Origin of the sequence: Faecalibacterium sp. BIOML-A1 (assembly GCF_009679715.1) — a bacterium.
Taxonomy (GTDB): domain Bacteria; phylum Bacillota; class Clostridia; order Oscillospirales; family Ruminococcaceae; genus Faecalibacterium; species Faecalibacterium taiwanense.
The window spans coordinates 1-14,440 of sequence record NZ_WKZJ01000009.1; the positions used below are offsets into that span (position 1 = coordinate 1).

The 14,440-nt window shown below is 59.3% G+C and carries 12 protein-coding genes, 1 tRNA gene and 1 pseudogene; 7 read left to right on the plus strand and 7 right to left on the minus strand.

What is annotated here, in order from left to right; all coding sequences use genetic code 11:
• From GKG36_RS10090 to GKG36_RS10100, 3 genes and pseudogenes are all read left to right on the plus strand, one after another.
• Nucleotides 1–211: pseudogene (locus GKG36_RS10090) on the plus strand (DNA helicase); the annotation flags it as partial.
• A 72-nt stretch (nucleotides 212–283) separates the two neighbouring features.
• Entirely contained in the window at nucleotides 284–598 is a 315-nt protein-coding gene (locus tag GKG36_RS10095; RefSeq protein WP_097773129.1) for a helix-turn-helix domain-containing protein, read from the plus strand.
• 15 nt (nucleotides 599–613) lie between these two features.
• Nucleotides 614–2,002 carry a site-specific integrase gene (locus GKG36_RS10100; protein WP_154260536.1) on the plus strand — a complete coding sequence of 463 codons (1,389 nt, stop codon included), beginning with the start codon at nucleotides 614–616 and terminating at the stop codon, nucleotides 2,000–2,002.
• Nucleotides 2,003–2,164: 162 nt separating this feature from the next.
• Here GKG36_RS10100 and GKG36_RS10105 read toward each other — a convergent pair.
• Nucleotides 2,165–2,230 (minus strand) — tRNA-OTHER (locus GKG36_RS10105).
• A 31-nt stretch (nucleotides 2,231–2,261) separates the two neighbouring features.
• Here GKG36_RS10105 and GKG36_RS14860 point away from each other — a divergent pair.
• Nucleotides 2,262–3,383, plus strand: a complete 1,122-nt coding sequence (locus GKG36_RS14860) for a hypothetical protein (protein WP_243139053.1) — start codon at nucleotides 2,262–2,264, stop codon at nucleotides 3,381–3,383.
• A 280-nt stretch (nucleotides 3,384–3,663) separates the two neighbouring features.
• On the opposite strand, the gene glpK is transcribed toward GKG36_RS14860, so the two are convergent.
• From glpK to GKG36_RS10135, 5 genes are all read right to left on the minus strand, one after another.
• Complete coding sequence (glpK, locus tag GKG36_RS10115) at nucleotides 3,664–5,157, minus strand: glycerol kinase GlpK (RefSeq protein ID WP_120080356.1); 1,494 nt, start codon at nucleotides 5,155–5,157, stop codon at nucleotides 3,664–3,666.
• Nucleotides 5,158–5,193: 36 nt separating this feature from the next.
• On the minus strand, nucleotides 5,194–5,547 hold the full coding sequence (locus tag GKG36_RS10120) for a DUF1667 domain-containing protein (protein ID WP_005943592.1): 354 nt from the start codon (nucleotides 5,545–5,547) through the stop codon (nucleotides 5,194–5,196).
• Nucleotides 5,544–6,803: an FAD-dependent oxidoreductase gene (locus tag GKG36_RS10125; protein WP_097781179.1), complete on the minus strand. Its 1,260-nt coding sequence runs from the start codon at nucleotides 6,801–6,803 to the stop codon at nucleotides 5,544–5,546. The genes GKG36_RS10120 and GKG36_RS10125 overlap by 4 nt, the downstream gene beginning before the upstream one ends.
• Nucleotides 6,796–8,241, minus strand: coding sequence for an NAD(P)/FAD-dependent oxidoreductase (locus GKG36_RS10130; protein WP_154260538.1), 1,446 nt, complete (start codon nucleotides 8,239–8,241; stop codon nucleotides 6,796–6,798). The genes GKG36_RS10125 and GKG36_RS10130 overlap by 8 nt, the downstream gene beginning before the upstream one ends.
• Nucleotides 8,242–8,419: 178 nt before the next feature.
• Complete coding sequence (locus GKG36_RS10135) at nucleotides 8,420–9,721, minus strand: aminoacetone oxidase family FAD-binding enzyme (protein ID WP_154260540.1); 1,302 nt, start codon at nucleotides 9,719–9,721, stop codon at nucleotides 8,420–8,422.
• 227 nt (nucleotides 9,722–9,948) lie between these two features.
• Between GKG36_RS10135 and GKG36_RS10140 the strand changes: the two genes are divergently transcribed.
• Nucleotides 9,949–10,491 (plus strand): stage V sporulation T C-terminal domain-containing protein, encoded by a 543-nt coding sequence (locus GKG36_RS10140; protein ID WP_005943582.1) that lies wholly within the window; start codon nucleotides 9,949–9,951, stop codon nucleotides 10,489–10,491.
• A gap of 70 nt (nucleotides 10,492–10,561) precedes the next feature.
• On the opposite strand, the gene GKG36_RS10145 is transcribed toward GKG36_RS10140, so the two are convergent.
• Entirely contained in the window at nucleotides 10,562–12,082 is a 1,521-nt protein-coding gene (locus GKG36_RS10145; protein ID WP_154260542.1) for a hypothetical protein, read from the minus strand.
• 637 nt (nucleotides 12,083–12,719) lie between these two features.
• Here GKG36_RS10145 and hrcA point away from each other — a divergent pair.
• Nucleotides 12,720–13,793 carry a heat-inducible transcriptional repressor HrcA gene (gene hrcA, locus GKG36_RS10150; RefSeq protein ID WP_120120417.1) on the plus strand — a complete coding sequence of 358 codons (1,074 nt, stop codon included), beginning with the start codon at nucleotides 12,720–12,722 and terminating at the stop codon, nucleotides 13,791–13,793.
• Nucleotides 13,790–14,419 carry a nucleotide exchange factor GrpE gene (locus tag GKG36_RS10155; RefSeq protein WP_005943579.1) on the plus strand — a complete coding sequence of 210 codons (630 nt, stop codon included), beginning with the start codon at nucleotides 13,790–13,792 and terminating at the stop codon, nucleotides 14,417–14,419. Before hrcA ends, GKG36_RS10155 begins: the two co-directional genes overlap by 4 nt.
• The last annotated feature ends 21 nt before the right edge of the window (nucleotides 14,420–14,440 follow it).

A 14,440-nucleotide genomic window follows, 5' to 3' on the forward strand; every position in this document is an offset into this window, starting at 1 on the left:
CATCGTGGACAGCCGATACCGCAGCCGGAAACCACTGATCGTCACCACCAACTTGACGCTGGACGAGATACGCCACCCACAGGATACCCCTCATGCCCGCATCTATGACCGCCTGCTGGAAATATGCGTCCCAATCTCCTGTATCGGTGTAAGTTTCCGCAAGGAAACTGCGCAGGAAAAGCTGGAACGCATGAAACGCTTGATCGGATAAACTGAAAACATTGGAAAACAAAAATTGCCGGGTGCAAAAGTCACCCGGCTACAAGGAATTGGAGGTCTGCCTATGAATTTGAATCGGCCTGACATGACCGAAACTGTGAAATCTGAAAATTATACGAATAAGTTCTTGCAAAAGGACTCGAATCCCACTACAATGGAAGTGGTCACTCAAACCAATGCCGTCAAGTCTCCAACTGACAGCCCGGCAACCACGAAACTGGTGTACACGGTGGAAGAGATCGCGCGAATGCTGGCCATCAGCCTGCGCTCTGCTTACAACCTGTGCAACAGCACCACCGAATTCCGTGTTCTGCGGGTAGGCGGAAGCATCCGTGTACCGAAGGACAGCTTCGATGCGTGGCTCAACCGGGCAGCTTGATAAGGAGGCAACAGTATGGCATATATTACAAAACGCGGCAACTCTTACAGCGTCCGCTACACCTATCAGGACGAGCACGGCAAGAGCTGCGACAAATGGGAAAGCTTTCCCACCAAAGAGGAGGCAACAAACCGTAAGAAACAGATCGAGCATGAGCTGGCGGCTGGAACCTTCCTGATTCCGTCCTCGGTGACGGTGGCAGAGTTCCTCATGGATTGGCTGCCCAAGCAGTGCAGCAAGCACAAGTGGGCACCCAAAACCTACGAATCTAACCTTTCCACCATCCAGAACCTTATTATCCCCTATATCGGCAGCATGGAGATGCAAAAACTCAAGCCCTACCACATGGAAAACCTCTACACGACCCTGAGCAAAACACCCTGCGGTTCGTATATTGAGGGCAAGAAGCAGGAACTGACCGAAAAGCAGAAGCAGCGGTTTCTATCCGGCACCACCATCCACGAGGTTCATCGGCTGCTGGGTACAGCCTTCCAGTATGCCGTAGAGTGGGGCATCCTTGTCAAAAGCCCGGTTCCCGTGGACAGCCCCAAGAAGTCCACGCAGGAGCGTACCATCTGGACGGTAGAGGAAATGCGGGCGGCTCTGGACAGCATGGAGGACCCCATCCTGCATCTGGCAGTCCATCTCACACTGGTGGGCGCGCTGCGAGAAGGCGAGATCGTTGGTCTGACCCCAGAGGATATTGACTTTGATGCTGCGGACGGTATCGGAACCTTCCGTATCAACAAATCCATGCAGCGGGTGCGAAAAGAAGCCCTGAACCAAGTGGACGATGGCTGCATCATCAAGGTATTCCCGGACAAGCTGGAGCGCAGCACCACTTCCCTCATCCTGAAAAGCACCAAAACCGCATCCTCCTGCCGCACCATCTTCATGACCTCTGCACTAAAAGAAGAATTGAAGAAGTGGCTGAATCAGCTGGCGACAGACGAGAGAAAAGACCCGACACGCTACCATGACAGTGGGATGCTGTTCCGTCTGCCCAACGGTCTGGCGGTGGAGCCGGTGCTCATTCGCAAAAAGTTCCTCAAGTGGCAGGATGCCCACCCGGAGTTCCCCCGCATTGTCTTTCACGGTTTGCGGCATTCCAGTGCCACCTATCAGCTGATGATCTCCGGCGGCGATGTGAAAGCCGTTCAGGGCACCACAGGGCACGCCACGGCGGATATGCTGGTGAACACCTACGCTCATATCCAGCAGTCCTCTCGTGTAGAACTGGGCAGGAAATTTGAGGAAGGGTTCTATGCTAAACAGGAAAGCCCCAGCCCGCAGGCTGTACCCGCCGCAGGCGAACCCACCATCTCCATGACGGCTCTCTTGGAATTGCTGAAGAATGCAGACCCCGAAGTAAAGGCGCAGCTCCGTCTGGCTCTGCTGACCTAATGCAAAATTTACCACGCATTTCAAAGTAATTCCAGCCCATGCAGAAGATTCCTATGAAAACACCAACCGTGCAAAAACCGTGCATTGACCGTGCAAGCCCCGATTTCTCGGGGTTACATAACAAAAAAGAACGCCAAATCTTACGATTTGGCGTTCAATATCTGGTGCACCTCCAGGGACTCGAACCCTGGGCCCACTGAACAAGAGTCAGTGCGCCGCACAGCAGAGAGATCAGGCCGTGGTACGCAGGGTTGGCCGAGTGGAAAAGTGCATCACGGTAAGATGCCAGTCCCTGCTTGTTCAGGAATCGAATCATGAGGATGGACAGGACGGCACTGATGATCTGGATGCCCCAGAACCATGCAACTGCATTCTTATCGCCAACTGGGCGAAGGTCCTGCTCTCCATTGTCGGCACACTGGAATGTCTTGACGGAGCTGACCAGCCAGACCATCAGAGACCCGGCAAACAGCAGCAGACCGGACAGGGCGATGATCTTGAAGATGTTCCAGATGGTATAGGTGTAGCTGCTGGCGCTCAGAGCAGTGCCAGTGGGCATAACACGGTTAAAGAAGGTCAACACACGGTTCATGACCAGCGGGGACCACCAACCAGCCATATGCGTCTCGTTAGAAACAAAGATCTGGCGGCTTCCGGTCTTTCCGCCGTAATCCTGCTCATAAACGGTCTCTGCCACGCGCTGTTCACTGGTGGTTGCGGGGTCGATACCGAAATACAGGAAGGACTGTGCACTGTTGTTGATCACATATTCTGCCGGGCTGGAAAGGTTGGCTGCATACTTGTTGGCGTCGTTGGAATAGGTACCGTTATCATTAGCTTTTTCCGAGAAGAAGAACTCGTCGTTCTTGTCTGCGAGAACTGCGACATCTCGGGCACCGTAAACATCGGTGTAGCCCTCGCTGTTACGCACGATGGGATCGCTGTGGATCAGGAAAATGGCCTTGACAACATTCAGACTGTCGTTATCGCACTGCAGTGCTTCGCCAGCTGCCTTGCCACCGCGGGAGTAGCCCAGCAGCGAAACTCGGTCGGTATCAACGTAGGGCAGAGTCACGCCGTAGCGTACCGCATCATAAAGGCCGCGGCCCTGGGTGAGCCATTCGGAGTCCGGCAGAGGTTCGCTTTCGCCCATGCCGTACATATCCACGCCGATCGCAACATAGCCGCGGCGGGCGAGCTCAATGCAGTAGTGCTGCATTTCTTCTTTGTTGTTGTTTCCGCCATGCTGTACAAAAATAGCGGGCGCAGGCGTTTCAGCGGTGGCGTTTTCCGGAATATAAACATCCATCGCAAGGGTATGACCGGATTCGGATTCAATGGTAACGTTCCGGATGGTCGTTTTGCCGGAGTTCGTCTGTAAAATGAAAGAACCGGCAATGCCTACGATGATGAGCGCGATGCTGACGATGAGACTGATCAGCGGCCTTGAAAGTTTTTTCTCGTTCATATGGGGGACCTCCTTTTTGAATCTGATTTTTCCGTAATAAAAATGGGGACACACTGCATCTGGACGATACAGTGCATCCCCATCTCACTTCTCTTGGGATGCTTCTAGTATAGCGTTTTGTAACAAAATGTCAATAGAAAATAAACAATTAAAAAATATTTTGTGCGCGAACCATAAAGTCGGGCGAAAACTATCAATGCTCTGCCCAGTCGCAGCTGCGGCCCACAGCCTTGTGCCAGCCGGAGAGCAGACGGGTGCGCTCAGCCTCGTCCATCTGCGGGGCAAAGGTCATGTTGCAGTGCCACAGGCTGCGGATCTCGTCCCGGTCCTTCCATACGCCGGTGGCAAGGCCCGCCAGATAGGCAGCGCCCAGAGCGGTCGTCTCCCGGATGGCAGGGCGCAGCACGGTCTTGTTCAGGATGTCGGCCTGGAACTGCATCAGGAACTGGTCACGGGATGCACCGCCGTCCACCTTCAACGAGGTGATGGGCACGCCGGTGTCCTTTTCCATAGCAGCCACGAGGTCTGCGCTCTGGTAGGCAATGGACTCCTCTGCCGCGCGGATGATGTGGTTCTGGGTGGTGCCGCGGGTGATGCCCACAATGGCACCGCGGGCATACATATCCCAGTACGGTGCACCCAGACCAGTAAAGGCCGGCACGATGTAAATGCCGCCGTTATCCGGCACCTTCTGGGCATAGTATTCCGCATCGCGGCTCTCCTGGATCATGCGCAGGCCGTCGCGCACCCACTGGATGACGGCACCGCCCACAAAGACGCTGCCCTCCAGCGCGTACTCCACCTTACCGTTCAGGCTGATGGCGATGGTAGAGATCAGGCCGTTCCGGCTGCGGCAGATGGTGTCGCCGGTGTTCATCAGTAAAAAGCAGCCGGTGCCGTAGGTGTTCTTGGCCTCCCCCTTGCCAAAGCAGCTCTGTCCGAACAGCGCAGCCTGCTGGTCACCGGCAATGCCGGCCACCGGGATCTGCACACCGCACAGATCGGTGGTGCCGTAGACCTCGCTGGAATCCGTCACGCGGGGCAGGATGCAGCGCGGGATATCCAGCGCTTTGAGTAGGGTGTCGTCCCAGTCCAGCGTGCGGATGTTATACAGCATGGTGCGGCTGGCGTTGGTGCGGTCGGTGACATGCACTCTGCCGCCGGTCAGCTTCCAGACCAGCCATGTGTCCACAGTGCCGAACAGGATCTCCCCTGCCTCGGCCCGCTCCCGCGCACCGGGCACATTGTCCAGGATCCACTTGATCTTCGTTGCGGAGAAATAGGCATCGGGCATCAGGCCGGTGTTCTCCCGGATGTAGTCTGCCATGCCGGGCTGCTGCAGCAGTTCATCCACCAGCGGAGCCGTGCGGCGGCACTGCCAGACGATGGCATTGTAGATGGGGCGGCCGGTGGCCTTTTCCCACAGGATGGTGGTCTCCCGCTGGTTGGTGATGCCAATGGCGGCGATATCGTGGGCATCGACACCGCTCTGGGCCACCACCTCGTTCATGACTCCATACTGGGTGGACCAGATCTCCATGGGGTTGTGCTCCACCCAGCCCTGCTGCGGATAGATCTGCTCAAACTCGCGCTGCTGCACCGCAATGATATTCTGCTCATTGTCGAACAGGATGGCACGGCTGCTGGTGGTTCCCTGATCCAACGCCAGAACATATTTTGTACTCATGCTTTTGCTACCTCCGTATCGTTTCAGGAGTGTGTATCACAGATTTCGCGTCGCCACAACGTCCACGCCGGTGCCGCACACATCTGCCAGCACCACCTGCCCGGTGCGGACGGGGGCGTGCAGGGTGACGCGGTCCAGCGCAGCCATGACCTCGGTCATCTTCTCTTTGGGCACGGCCTGCGCAGTTTTTACCGGGCAGCGCGGGTACAGCCCACCCTCTACCCGCACGGTGCTGGTGAGGATGCGGGTGGGATGGGTCAGCTCTTCCCTGCCGTAGGCGGCACCGTTGGGGCAGGCGTTTCCAGTTACATTATAATCATTTTCCGGGTCCACCTGCAAGTGGCAGCCGCAGGGACAGCAGATGCAAATGACTTCTTTGATGCTGCTCATTCTGCAATAACCTCCTCTACCGCAACGGTCAGCGGGCCGTCTGCTTTTTCCAGCAGGACTTTGGGCAGGGCGATGTGCTCCATCTCGCCGGGAGCCATGCGCTGGCGCTTGAACCGGGCCAGCTGCCTGCCGCCGCAGGTCACGGTGATCTGGCTGGGGCCGTAGTTCTGCCGCACACGGAAGGAAATGTTCACGCTCCTGTCCACATCAGCGGGGCGCACCCGCTGCGGCACGGTGTAGCCCACGCCATTGCCCGGAACAAGGTCAAGCACAACCGTATCGGAGGCTTCGCCCTTCAAAACATAGGCCGCCGCAGAAGCACCGGCAAGGTCGCTCTCGCCCGAAACGAAGTCCACCAGATCATGCACGTGCACCACATTGCCGCAGGCGAACACGCCGGGGATGCCGGTCTCCATATTCTCGTAGACCACAGCGCCCTTGGTGTGAGGGTCCATGGGGATGCCCGCCTGCCGGGTCAGCTCATTTTCCGGGATCAGGCCGACGCTGAGCAGGATGGTGTCCACATCAAATTCCATCTCGGTGCCCGGGATGGGGCGGCGGTTTTCGTCCACCTTGGCAACGGTGGCCTTTTCCACGCGGGCCTTGCCCTGAATATCCACGATGGTATGGGACAGATACAGGGGGATGTCGAAGTCCTGCAGGCACTGCACGATGTTGCGGGTCAGGCCGCCGGAATACGGCATGACCTCCACGCAGGCCAGTACTTTGGCACCTTCCAGCGTCATGCGGCGGGCCATGATCAGGCCGATGTCGCCGCTGCCGAGGATGAGCACCCGCTTGCCTACCAGATAGCCCTCCATGTTGACATAGCGCTGGGCCGCACCGGCGGTGTAGATACCGGCAGGGCGGCTGCCCGGGATGCCAATGGCACCGCGGGTGCGCTCCCGGCAGCCCATGCAGAGAATGATGCTTCTGGCTTCCAAAATCTGATAACCCTTTTCCCGGCTGACACAGTGGATCTTTTTGTCCGGGGTGACGTCCAGCACCATCGTGCCCAGCTCCACCCGGACACCGGTGGAGCGCAGCAGTTCAATGCAGCGGCCTGCGTATTCCGGGCCGGTGAGCTGCTCGCCAAAGCGGTGCAGGCCGAAGCCGTTGTGGATGCACTGGTTCAGGATGCCGCCTAGCTCGTTGTCGCGCTCTAAGATAAGGATATCGCGCAGACCATGCTGCCATGCGCTGTAAGCTGCGGCAAGGCCTGCAGGGCCGCCGCCGACGATGACCAGATCAATCATGGTGCTCTCCCTCCTGCTTGGTTTCGCACAGTAAGACGTTGGTGCCGGCCTTATCCTGCAGCACGTCCAGCGGACTGATGCCCAGCGTTTTGCTGATCAGTTCCAGCACCCGCGGCCCGCAAAAGCCGCCCTGACAGCGGCCCATACCGGCACCGCAGCGGCGCTTGACACCGTCAATGGTGGTGGCGGGGATCTCTTCGTGCAGAGCATCCAGAATTTCGCCCTCGGTGATCGTCTCGCAGCGGCAGATCACGCGGCCATAGGCGGGTTCCTTTGCAATGAGCCGGGCTTTTTCTTCGGGCGGAAGCTCCTTGAAGCGCACCCGGGTGCGGCCATCCCTGTAATCCGCCTTGGGGGCGGGCAGATCGCCGTGAGCTTCCAGAATTTTGACGGCTTCTCTGGCAACGGCCGGTGCACTGGAAAGGCCGGGCGATTTCATGCCTGCCAGATCAATGAAACCGGGCGCGCCCTCTGCTTCGCCGATAACGAAGTCGCCCGTGTCCACATTGGCACGGACACCCGCAAAGTTGCGGATGGACTCGCTGAAGCGGATGTTCGGCACGCTGCGGCGCGCTGCGGCGCTGACGAAGGCCAGCCCGGCGGCAGTGCAGGCGGTATCGTCCCCTTCCACGGGGTCGGCGTTCGGGCCGACGATCAGGTTGCCGTGGACGGTGGGGGCCACCAGAACGCCCTTGCCGTTTTCGTTGGGGCACTGGAAGATGACGTGGTGCACACGGCTGCCCTCGGATTTATCCAGCAGGTAGTATTCGCCCCGGGTGGGCTGGATGGTAAATTTGTGGGGTGCGGCCATGTCGTGCACGGCCTGCGCCGAGATGCCTGCCGCATTGATGATATAGCGCGTTTCCACAATTCCGGAGGGGGTGGTCAGTGCCCAGCCGCCGGCGGTCTTTTCGATGTGGGTCACAGGGCAGCTGCGGTGCAGCTCCACGCCGTTGCGCACAGCCACTTCTGCCATTGCCAGCGCAAACTCCCACGGGCTGACGATGGCGGCGCTGGGCGCATACAGCGCGCCAACGACAGTGGGGGCCAGATTCGGTTCCATGGCAAACGTTTCCTCTGCGGAAAGCAGCCGGATGCCCGGCACACCGTTGGCGATGCCGTTCTCATACAGTTTCTGCAGGTGGGGCAGCTCTTCCGGGCTGAGGGCCAGCACCAGACTGCCGCACTGCAGGTACGGCACATCCAGCCGGGCGCAGATCTCCTTGGCCAGTGCGGACCCCTCCACGTTGAGCCGCGCCATCCGGGTGCCCGGTTCGGGGTCGTAGCCAGCGTGCAGAATGGCACTGTTGGCCTTGGTGGTGCAGTCTGCCACGTCATTTTCAGCCTCAAAAATGGCGGTCTGCAGCGGGTAATGGGACAGCTCATAGGCGGCTGCCGCACCAATGACACCGCAGCCGATAATTGCTACATCCAGCATAAAAACCTCCTGATCGCTCCGTTTGCCGAATAAAAGAAAAAGAGCAGGACAAACAAAAGGGCCTTTCGACTCTCCCCTTGCTTGTTCTGCTCGATCCTCTGAACAAACCTTTATTGTCTTTATGATAATGCGATCTGCACAAGATGTCAAGCTTTTGTTGAAAATTTAAAGCTCATTTTTACCTGTGCGGCTTTTTCCTGCTCTTTGCGGGCGCGGAGGCTTTTGGCAGAGCACGGCCTGCTGCAGCATGGCCTGCAGCGCTGCGCCCGGCCACAAGGCCGGAGCCGAACGCCCAGTGCAGATTAAAACCGCCGCAGCTGCCTGCGCAGTCCAGCGTTTCGCCCACAAAGTAAAGGCCCGGACAGCCCTTGAACTGGAAGTGTTGATCCACCTCCCGCAGGGCCAGCCCGCCGCCGGTGGTCTGGGCCTGCTTCCAGCTGCAGGGGGTCAGCCCCTCAAAGCGCCAGTGCTTGGCGGTGTGGGCCAGCTTCTGCCACTGTGCGGCGGTGAGCACGGCAGGCGCGTCGCTGTCCTGCAGCCCGGCGGCAGACCACACAGTACAGCCCAGCTTCTGGTTCAGCAGGCCCAGCCAGAAGTCAGCGGCGCTGCCCCCTGCCGTCTGGGCGGCGTGGGCCGCAAACAGGCTGGCAAGTGCGGTTTCGTCCACTGCCGGGAAGAGGTCCAGCTCCACAGCAGGAGCCTTGGGGCCGCGGCCCGGGGCCAGCAGGCCGGACAGCTGCATGATGCAGATGCCGGAAAGGCCGTAATCGGTGAACTGTACCTCGCCGTTCTCGCAGGCAAGCACACGGGCACCGTCCAGCAGGGATGCTGCTGCCTTGGCACGGATGCCAGCCAGCGCTTTGCGGGGCTTTGCGCACTGCAGGGCGGTCAGGCAGGGGTACAGCGGCTCCACCCTGCCGCCGCACTGGGCGGCGAACCGGGTGCCAAAGCCGTCGGTGCCGAACTGCGGCCCTGCCTCACCGCCCATGGCGCAGATGACGGCATCGGCGCGCAGCGTTTCGGCAGAGCCGCCTGCCGTCTCGAACTGCACGGCGTAGCCGCTGCGGCTCTGGTTCAGGGTGCGCACGGTGCAGCCGGTGCGCAGCTGCACATGGTGCTGCGCAAGGTGATGCTCCAGCAGGGCCAGCACGTCCGCCGCCTGATTGGAGTACGGATACACCCGGCCCGCCTCGTCGGTGCGGGTATAAAGCCCCAGCGCATGGAACCAGCGCAGCGGGTCGGCGGTATTTACGGCATCCAGCAGCGGACGAAGTGCTGCCGGGTCGGCAGTGAAATACAGCTCCGGTGCAATGCCGGTGTTATCCAGATTGCAACGGCCATTGCCGGTGGCAAGCAGCTTTTTGCCCGGCTTCGGGTTGCGCTCCAGCACAATGACCTGTGCAGCGGGGGCACTTTGTGCCGCCGCCAGCGCGGCTGCAAGACCGGCGGCACCGCCGCCCAGAATGAGGATGTTCGGCATCCGGACACCTGCCTTTCTCAGTAGAATTTTAGGAGCTGTCTTCATAAGCGGGGTGCTGTGCTTATGAAAACGGCTTTTTGTATCATTGTAGCAGAACCCTGCCGGAAACGCAACGAAGAGGCAGCTTTCCGTGCAGGTCTTTTTGCGCGGGGGCGGCAGGTATAAATGGCCCGGCCTGACAGATACTAGTGCTGCAGGCATTTTTAAGGAAACGGAGGAGCAAAAACATGAAAGCAACAGGAATCGTGCGCCGCATCGACGAGCTGGGCCGGGTGGTGATCCCCAAGGAGATCCGCCGCACCCAGCGCATCCGCCGCGGCGACCCGCTGGAGATCTTCACCACGGGCGACGGCGAGGTGATCTTTAAAAAGTATTCGCCCATTGGCGAGATGAACGCAGTAGCGGCCCAGTATACCGAGGTGCTCAGCAAAAGCTTTGCGCTGACCACACTGGTGGCCGACCGCGACCGCATCCTTACGGTGAGCGGCTCCGGCCGGCGGGAGCTGGCCGACCGCAGCATCAGCCAGCCGCTGGAAAAGCTGATGGATGGCCGCAGGCTGTACCAGAGCGAGGGCATTGCCGAAAAGTGCATCCTGCCCTGCGAAGGCTCGCCCCGGGTGGTGTTGTGCGCCGCACCCATCATTGCGGCGGGCGATGTGACCGGCGTGGTGGCCCTGCTGACCGAAGACCGCACGGCCACGCCGGATGCTGCCCAGCTCAAGGCCGTGAATGTGGCAGCGGCATTTCTGGCAAGGCAGATGGAAGAGTGAAAACACCGCCGCCCGGCCTGTGGAAGCAAGCCGGGCGGCGGTGTACATGAAAGGATGAATGTGAGGATGATTATTTGATGGTCACGGGCACTTTTTTCAGGCTGTTCCATGCGCGGATGATGCGTGCATTGGTCACCTTGGTGTCCGGGCCAAAGGTTTCGCCGTGGTCGGAGAGCAGACCCTGCTCTGCGCACCAGCGGGCGGCTTTCTGCTGCTCGATAGCGTCAGCGGGGATATCGGTATACAGGGCGGTGCTTACGGGGTCGGGCTTACCGGCAGTCGTCCACAGGACGGTGGCCAGCTCCTGCCGGGTGGAGGGGATAAAGCCGTCCGGCAAAACATAGTGCAGGTACAGGGAAGAACCGCAGACATAGGTGACATAACCCAGACCTGCAGTGCCCAGCACGATGCCGAGCGCGGCTGCGCCGGAGGAGAACTCCGGGTCAAGCTCGCCGCCGGGTTCGCCCGGCGCGGGCTCCGCGGTCACCAGCACGATGGACGTCGGCTGGTATACCTCAATGGTGTAACTGCCGTCATTATTTAGCTGTACTTTATCGGTTCCCATAATGGATACGTCGCCTGCAAGGCAGTCGGTCAGTGGGGCAGCGGTCTTTACGGTAATGGTGTTGGGCTGCGCAGGTGATCCGCTGGGCACATAAAGCGTTTCGTAGCCTTCAGACCAGCCTTTGTTTACAGGCACTTGGAAGGCTCTGCCATCCTGATCGCTCACCGTGGTAAAGCGGGTGTCGCTGCCTACCGGCAGAGAGGGTTTGTTCACAAAGTAGCCGCCGTTGATGCTAAGCATGCCGGAGTAACCTTCTGCGGCAGAAACCTCGCCGTCAAACAGGCCGTCTTTGATGGTGATGGAAGAGCCAAAATTCTCGAGCTTCATACCCTTTTCAAAGGTCCCGCCCTCGATCCCAGCCGGCTTGGAGTCGGCGTATACCTCAACAGCTTCCTTAAAGGTGCCGCCGGAGATGGTGCCCCAGTTGTGCACCTCCCCTTGGAAGATGCCACCGGAGATGGTGCCCCAGTTGTGCACCTGTTCTTTGAAGATGCCGTCAAGGATGAACCCCTGATTGTTGGGGGTGGCGTCGTTGTGCACCGCTTTTTGGAAGGTGCCACCGGAGATAGTGCCGTTGTTGAAGGTTGTGCTGCCGACGGTGCCGCTGTTAAATTCGGCATCTTTATAAATATAGAGAGTGTCCTGCAATGCGCTTTCCGCCCCGGCCTCCGAGGAGGGCTGCAGGGTGAAGATGCCTTGATACAATTTCAGGTCATAGCTTGTTACGCCGCTATGTACCCAATGCTCAAGGTCGTCGCTGTCTGCGGGCTTGCCTTCGGCGTTCAGCTGGATGGTAATGCTATCGGCGGTGCCGTTTTCTGCGTCCAGATCACGGCTGCTGCGGGTGGCGGCTTCCTCCTCGGTGCTGCGGGAGGCGTCGGCCTCCTGTACAAGGGGTGCAGCCTTTTTGGCCGTGGTCTGGGCGGGTGCATCGAACACCGGGGCGGCTGCCAGTGCAGACACCGGCAGCAGGGACAGCAGCATACTGCCGGTCAGCAGGATGCTTACAATGCGTTTGGCTTTCATAGGGGTTCGCTCCTTTCGTGTGGTTTTTATACGGGGGTCTCGTTACTATAAATATACCATAAACTGGGCAAAAACAAAAGAAATTCTGCACGAATGGGGGTCGAAACTGCGCGAATGGCTGAAAAAGAGGGAAAACTAAAACACTGCTGCCCGGGGATGTTCTCTTTTGACACCAAAAGAGAACCAGAAAAGTGCCAGCGATTTCGACGCGCTGGAGCCACGAAAAAAGGGGCTGCTCGCCCCTTTTAACCCCAAAGGGGTGGGCTGCACCGGAAAAAACTGAAGATTCACGCCTGTTCGGCGTGAAGATCTTTTAACCGTTTTTTCCGGCTCCGCCGATTTGAAGCCCCTCAGTCGCTGCGCGACAGCTCCCCCAAGGGGGAGCGGGCACGCCCGCAAACTTTGCGCTTGAGCCGGAAACTGTGCCACCATGCCAAAGGCTCCCTCCCAGAGGGAGCTGGCAAAGCCGCAGGCTTTGACTGAGGGAGTTCACACCCCTTTATGACAGAATTATGAATCTTTTAAAACATTTTTCCAAGGGGCTTGACAGCACCGGAAAATTGGCTATAATGGTCTTAGCACTCAGGAACAAGGAGTGCTAAACAAACAAAGCGAACGCAAAAAGGAGGCAGGCGCTATGACGATGGATGCACGCAAGCAGCGAGTCTTGCAGGCGATCGTGGCGCTGTATGGTCTCGAAGGCGAGCCCGTTGGCAGCAGCGTGCTGGCAAACTACTTTGACATGGCAGTTTCCAGCGCAACGCTTCGCAATGAGATGGCGGCGCTGACAAAGCTGGGCCTGCTGGAGCAACCCCACACCAGCGCGGGCCGTGTGCCCAGCGCCAAGGGCTACCGTTACTACCTTGATAATCTGCTGACCGACGATCAGCCGCTGGATCGTGTGAGCCGCGCCCGTGTGGATGCGGTGTTCGCAAGCCTCGACCATGAGCCGGAAAAGCTGGCCGCAGGTGCCGCCAAGGCGCTGGCCGCCATCAGCGGCTGCACCGCCGCCATCAGCACCCCGTGCGCCGAGGATCTGTGCATCGCCCACTATGAAGTGGTTCAGGTGGGCCGCAGCGCAGCGGCTGTGCTGGCCGTTACCACGGCCGGTTACGTTCGTACCCGTGTGGCACGGGTGCGCACCGGTCTTTCCCGCGAGAATGCGGCAGCACTTGCCGCACTGCTCAACCGCAACCTTACCTTTGTAGCGCCGGTGGATCTTTCCACCCGGCTGCTGGCAGAGCTGTGCAGCCAGATCGACCCGGAGCTGGTGCCCGTTATCAGTGCAGCGGCTGCCATCCTGCAGGATTCCGTCAAGCCCCATGTATTTCTGGGCGGTGAGCAGTACCTGCTGGACTGGCCCCAGCTGGACGGCAAGGTGGGCGACATCCTCACACTGCTGAACGACGAGGAGCAGGCCGCTGGCCTGATCGCACCTCCGGCAGAACGCAGTGAGAGCGTGCTGCTGGGCGAGGATCTGGAACCGCAGATCCCGGGCCTGTGCATCGTGAGCGACCGGTATCTGGTGGGCGGAGGCCTGTGGGGCTCCATTGCATTGATCGGCCCCACCCGGATGCCCTTCCAGAAACTGATGCCGCTGCTGCATTACTTTGCAGATCAGCTGGGCGAGGGCATGAGCGGCAAACGAAAAGACACCCCGCAGGCTGCCGTACCGCGGCGGACTGTGATCTATAAGGAGGATCTGGAATGAGCGAAGAAGCAAAAAAGACGGCTCCGGCTCAGGAAGCTGAGCAGCCCGAAACGGCTCCCGAGGAAAAGGCCCAGCAGGCAGCACCCGAACAGGAACCTGCTGCTGAAGCTGCCGACCCGAAGGATGACAAGAAGAAGGATGGCGGCTGGTTCAACAAGAAGGCCCGTGAGCTGGAAGCCGTCAAGGCAAAGCTGGACGCGGCCGAAGCCAACGCTGCACAGGCCAAAGACCAGCTGCTGCGCATGGCAGCGGAGTACGAGAACTACCGCAAGCGCTCCACCCGCGAAGCCGACCAGAAGTTCAACGATGGCATTTCCTTTGCGGTGAACCAGATCATTCCCATTCTGGATACGCTGGAGATGGCAGCAAATGCCCCCACCACCGACGAGAACTACAAAAAGGGCGTGACCATGACGCTGGACAAGGCCGCCAAGGCGCTGGATGCTCTCCATGTGGAGGAGATCGAGGCGCTGGGCAAGCCCTTTGACCCCAACTTCATGAATGCAGTGCAGCAGATCCCCGCCCCGGACGGACAGGAGAGCGGCACCGTCATCACGGTCTACCAGAAGGGCTACAAGCTGGGCGATAAGATCGTCCGCCATGCGACCGTTGTAGTGGCCGAATAACAAAGCAGAAACCCGAAAGGG

Bases quoted from the DNA above. Each gene is read 5' to 3' on its own strand.
- GKG36_RS10095 (WP_097773129.1), top strand. From the start codon at position 284: ATGAATTTGAATCGGCCTGACATGACCGAAACTGTGAAATCTGAAAAT.
- GKG36_RS10100 (WP_154260536.1), top strand. From the start codon at position 614: ATGGCATATATTACAAAACGCGGCAACTCTTACAGCGTCCGCTACACC.
- glpK (WP_120080356.1), bottom strand. From the start codon at position 5,157: ATGAGTACAAAATATGTTCTGGCGTTGGATCAGGGAACCACCAGCAGC.
- GKG36_RS10120 (WP_005943592.1), bottom strand. From the start codon at position 5,547: ATGAGCAGCATCAAAGAAGTCATTTGCATCTGCTGTCCCTGCGGCTGC.
- GKG36_RS10125 (WP_097781179.1), bottom strand. From the start codon at position 6,803: ATGATTGATCTGGTCATCGTCGGCGGCGGCCCTGCAGGCCTTGCCGCA.
- GKG36_RS10130 (WP_154260538.1), bottom strand. From the start codon at position 8,241: ATGCTGGATGTAGCAATTATCGGCTGCGGTGTCATTGGTGCGGCAGCC.
- GKG36_RS10135 (WP_154260540.1), bottom strand. From the start codon at position 9,721: ATGCCGAACATCCTCATTCTGGGCGGCGGTGCCGCCGGTCTTGCAGCC.
- GKG36_RS10140 (WP_005943582.1), top strand. From the start codon at position 9,949: ATGAAAGCAACAGGAATCGTGCGCCGCATCGACGAGCTGGGCCGGGTG.
- GKG36_RS10145 (WP_154260542.1), bottom strand. From the start codon at position 12,082: ATGAAAGCCAAACGCATTGTAAGCATCCTGCTGACCGGCAGTATGCTG.
- hrcA (WP_120120417.1), top strand. From the start codon at position 12,720: ATGACGATGGATGCACGCAAGCAGCGAGTCTTGCAGGCGATCGTGGCG.
- GKG36_RS10155 (WP_005943579.1), top strand. From the start codon at position 13,790: ATGAGCGAAGAAGCAAAAAAGACGGCTCCGGCTCAGGAAGCTGAGCAG.